At 48.7% G+C, this 4,254-nt stretch carries 4 protein-coding genes; 2 read left to right on the top strand and 2 right to left on the bottom strand.

The features are described 5' to 3' along the window. Together ENN47_03545 and ENN47_03540 are read left to right on the top strand one after the other, a co-directional pair. Window positions 1-641, top strand: a 641-nt coding sequence (locus ENN47_03545; protein HDP77255.1) for a hypothetical protein, incomplete at its 5' end; no start/stop codon positions are given. A gap of 5 nt (window positions 642-646) precedes the next feature. Continuing rightward, entirely contained in the window at window positions 647-1,741 is a 1,095-nt protein-coding gene (locus ENN47_03540; protein ID HDP77254.1) for a 1-acyl-sn-glycerol-3-phosphate acyltransferase, read from the top strand. A gap of 11 nt (window positions 1,742-1,752) precedes the next feature. On the opposite strand, the gene ENN47_03535 is transcribed toward ENN47_03540, so the two are convergent. Both ENN47_03535 and ENN47_03530 read right to left on the bottom strand, forming a co-directional pair. Beyond that, the gene (locus tag ENN47_03535; protein HDP77253.1) at window positions 1,753-3,252 is read right to left on the bottom strand and encodes a PLP-dependent aminotransferase family protein; all 1,500 of its coding nucleotides are present in this window, start codon (window positions 3,250-3,252) and stop codon (window positions 1,753-1,755) included. Between the two features lie 357 nt (window positions 3,253-3,609). Further along, window positions 3,610-4,254, bottom strand: a 645-nt coding sequence (locus tag ENN47_03530) for an aminoglycoside phosphotransferase (protein HDP77252.1), incomplete at its 5' end; no start/stop codon positions are given.

Here is a 4,254-nt window from a genome sequence, read left to right as displayed (position 1 = left end):
GGGGCCAGGAAAGTAATCTCTTCTACTCCCTCAAGAACGGAGAGCTCCTGTGGATATTCGAGACAGACTCAGATTCAGCGGGTTTCTATTCAAGCCCGGCCTTAGGAAGCGATGGAACAGTTTACACTACATGTCACGACGGGTTTCTCTACGCCCTGGATCCGGCAGACGGATCTCTGAAATGGGGCCTCCGGATCGCCGAGGACGTAGAAGACTCTTCGATCGCGTCAAGCCCGATTGTGGGAGAGGAAGATGAGATTTTCGTCTGCACTTATGGCGGTGTATGTTCGGCGATCGATAGTGAGGGAGAGGTGATCTGGAGCACAAATCTCCAGAGTGAAATAGTCTCAACGCCCGTCTCCTGCTCGAACGGCGTTCTCTACGTCATCGGACGGGGAGAGGCCAGACTGTTCCAGCTAAACATCTCAGATGGAAGCCTCGAGAGATCGGATCACATAGGAAGCGACAGTCTCGGCTCTCCTGTCATGAGCAAGGATGGAACTCTGTACTATGCCGTCACCTTAAACGACATAGGAGGCAGAAGCAGACTCGGTTCACTGTCGACCCACTCTTCCCCATCGGGATCGTGGCCGATGTTCGGGCAAGACCACAATCGCTCGGGCAGGCAAGAAAGCTTCTGATTTCGATGAAGAAAAGACTTCCGGGCGACAAGCTTCTATGGCGAATCCTGCGGCCGATCTTTAGACATCCCTTCATTAAGAGATACAATCTCCACGGAATAGGTCTGCAGACACTGCCCGAACCACCCTTCATCCTAATCGGCAATCATGCATACTTTATCGATGCCGTTTTGATCGAAGCGCTTGTGAGTTATCCGATAGTCTGGGCCGTCGCTTCGGGGAACTTCAGTAATCCTCTTTCGGGGCCCATACTAAGAGCGGGAGGCGCAATTCGAAAGAGAAAGGGCGTCCCCGATCTTCCAGCCATGAGGAAGATGATCGAAGTAGTCAATGCCGGCGGGGTCCTGGGTCTGATGCCGGAGGGATCTGTGACATGGGATGGGGAGTTCGGCGAAGTACCGCCAGGGACAGCGAAATTCCTGGATAGGCTTAATGTACCGGTCGTCGCCGCAAGAATGAGCGGCGCTTATCTAACTAAACCAAGATGGGCCGATCATCACAGGTGGGGAAGGATCGAGGTTGAATTTCAGAGTTTCGAGGGCAAGGGAGCGCTCGATTATCTCTCGGAGGCCTCCGACTGGCGATGGCAGGAGAAAAAGAGAATTCCCTTCAAAGGCATGAGAAAGGCCGAAGGAATCGAGAAAATAATCTGGTTTTGCGAAGAGTGCCGTTCATTCCAGACAGTCAAAGCAAAGGGAGATTCGGCTGAATGCAAAAGATGCGGGCTCACATATACAGTTGACGATTTTGGTTATGTTTCTGGAAGAACTGTCGCCGATATCCTCGCCGTTCAAAGGGAACTGCTCTCTGATTACATGGCAGAGAAGGGTGAAATAGATGCCGGAGAGGGAGTAATAACAGAACTTCAAATTAGAACGGGCAATAAATCAAGATTCATCGGAAAAGTCACTCTGGACAGAAACGACCTTAGAGTGGGAGAGAGATGTTACTCGCTTTCGAAGATCAGAGGCTTCTCGAACTTCCTCAAAAGAATCAACGAGTTCAACTATGAGAATTCAATTATGAGACTCAAGACCGAGATCTCTTCACTTCTTCTGTTCTGGGCCCAAAGATATTTCTCCCATTCTGGAGAGAGTTAGGCTCGCGGCAGCTACACGACTACTGAAACGGTTCCTTCCTCATTTCTATCACCTATGGCGATCGACTCGATGACCTTTGAGAGTCGAATTATCCCTTCTTCAATCTCTTCAAGGGGTACTCCAAGAGGATTGAGCCTCACAAAGTTCCTGCCGCTCGAGTCAAAGGTGAAAAGACTCCCCGGCGATACTGCAACACCGTTCTTAATCCCTTCGGCGACTAGTTTCCAGCAGTCCAGCGAGGTCGGCAACTCAAGCCAGAAGAAGTTCCCTCCCTGAGCCTCGTTGACCTTCACGTAAGCGGGAAGATATCTCAGGCAAGCTCTCTTCGCAGCTTCTTTCTTGTCAAGACAAAGTCCAAGATACTTTTTCAAGAAGCTGTCGTATTCCCCCGTCGAAAGGAGCTTCGCGGCGACCAGCTGGCTGATGTTCGGAACTCCGAGCGAGATCATTCTTACCGGTTCGATCAGCTTCTCTATCAATGCTTCGTCGGCAACAATCCAGCCAATTCTAAGACCCGGAGCGTAGGCCTTCGATATCCCTCCTATCTCTATCACGCAGTTGTGATGATCGTAGTACTTAAGTGTCTTAGGCGCGGGACGACTGTACTGAATCTCCGAGAAGACAGTGTCATCAATTATCGGAACGGAGTACTTCTCTGCAAGTCTTACCAGCGACTCCTTTTTCCCCTCAGGCATGTTTGAACCAGTAGGATTGTGCGAACAGCTCATGGTATATATGAATTTCACCCTGCTCCTTTTCAGGACATTTTCGAGAGTCGCAAAATCCAGGCCTTCAGAGTTTCTATCGATTGGGAGCACTCGATGCTGAAACATTCTCGAAATGTTGATTATATTTATGTAAGTCGGATTCTCGACGACAATCGTTTCACCTGGCCTGGCAAGCGCAGAAAACAATAAATACACGGCCTCCTCTGCGCCAATAGTTATTAGAATATTTCTCGAGTTCACATGCATCCCTGAACCGTTCAGTCTCAGACACAAATACTTGATGAGGTCGGGGTTGCCCCTAAGAGACGGATAGTCGAGCGAACTCTTCAACTCATCTTCGGTAAGATCTGACAGAATTCCTTTCAGGAGGTTTGTTTGCTCGCTTCCAACAAGAGGTATGCCGGTATCGAACCTTATACAGTCTTCGGGCCGGCCCTTCAGAACGCTTGCCCATCTCGCCGAACCGGCCGGAACGGTAGCCCAGGAATTAAGCTGCTCTCCCCACGATATCATGTCGAATTCCTTATGTGGCGGCCTGACTGAAATGACGTAAGTACCGCTTCCCGATCTGGAATCCAGAAGGCCATCCATCTTCAGTTCATTATAGGCTTTTACAACAACGCTCCTGTTCAGCCGGAGCAACTTCGAAAGCTCTCGCTCGGAAGGAAGCCTTGTTCCCTCAGAAATCTCCCCTCTCATTATCGCTGTTCTCAACTGATCAATAAGCTGCTTGAACAAAGGGACACCAGAGCCCTTTTCGACTACAATTTTCAGCCCAAGCATGGATTCACCTCCTCAAATTGATTATACTTTGACAGGGCCTATTGACCATGCCATTATGCTGTCAATAGAACATGCCAGTTATCTCGCATCGATCTTTTCTACTTCCAAAGGGGCTCAGGTGAATTAAGGAAAAAAGACTCCAATGAAAAGCGGATCGCTCCAATTGCTCGGATCCGGCTGCTATTATTCTGATGGCTGACATATAGTTTGAATATGCGAAAGCAATAGATTGGCAGAAATCGAGGCGAGGGATTCTCGATATTCTATAAGAATATTCAATTAGGGAGGGGCAAATGAAAAGAAACGACACCAAGGAGAAAAGGAAGCACGGCGGGAAATTCACTATCTCTTGAACTACTAGATCGCCTTTTCGGAACCGGCCAGGACAAGGCCCGACTTCTCCTTGATACGACTACTGTTTTTGTACAACCATTTGAAGACATTCTTTGCGAAACGCGCTTCTTCAGTCAATTCTTTCGCAGTGAAGTAATGAATCTGGATGATCGAAATAGCAGAAAGCAGATAGACAAAACTCTCCCTCTCGCTCGAGGTAAGAGTGTTTTCTGAGGAGTATCCTTCAAGCAGATAAGGAAGCAAATAGAGGAAAAGCGATGGAGAACCCATCTTCAGAAACTCGGCGAAGACGCTATGAACTAGATAGGCAAGATCCAGCACTTTCACTTCTCGAGTCGCACAATCGAAATCTACTATCCCCGAGACCTTCCCCTCGTGGATGATTATGTTGCCTGGATGGTAGTCGCCATGAATGATCTGGACCGGAAGTCTATAATATATCTTGTAGAAATCGGTGAAGAATTCCTCAACACTTTCGAGTTCCATTTCGAAGTCCACTGCACTGAAGTGCCGCAGGGCAGCTGTCAGTGACTTCAGCAGATTCGTTCTTTCAAGCTGATCGTAGTCGATTTCTTTTAGAGCTTTGTGGAGCCTTCCGGTAAAAATGCCTAGTTCAACCGCCATCTCAGGAGTGGCATGAGAGATGTT

This window comes from Mesotoga infera, from assembly GCA_011045915.1.
GTDB lineage: Bacteria > Thermotogota > Thermotogae > Petrotogales > Kosmotogaceae > Mesotoga > Mesotoga infera_D.
Note: the sequence above shows the minus strand (reverse complement) of the source record. Positions and strands in the feature narration are given on the sequence as shown.

Bases quoted from the DNA above. Each gene is read 5' to 3' on its own strand.
- ENN47_03540 (HDP77254.1), top strand. From the start codon at position 647: ATGAAGAAAAGACTTCCGGGCGACAAGCTTCTATGGCGAATCCTGCGG.
- ENN47_03535 (HDP77253.1), bottom strand. From the start codon at position 3,252: ATGCTTGGGCTGAAAATTGTAGTCGAAAAGGGCTCTGGTGTCCCTTTG.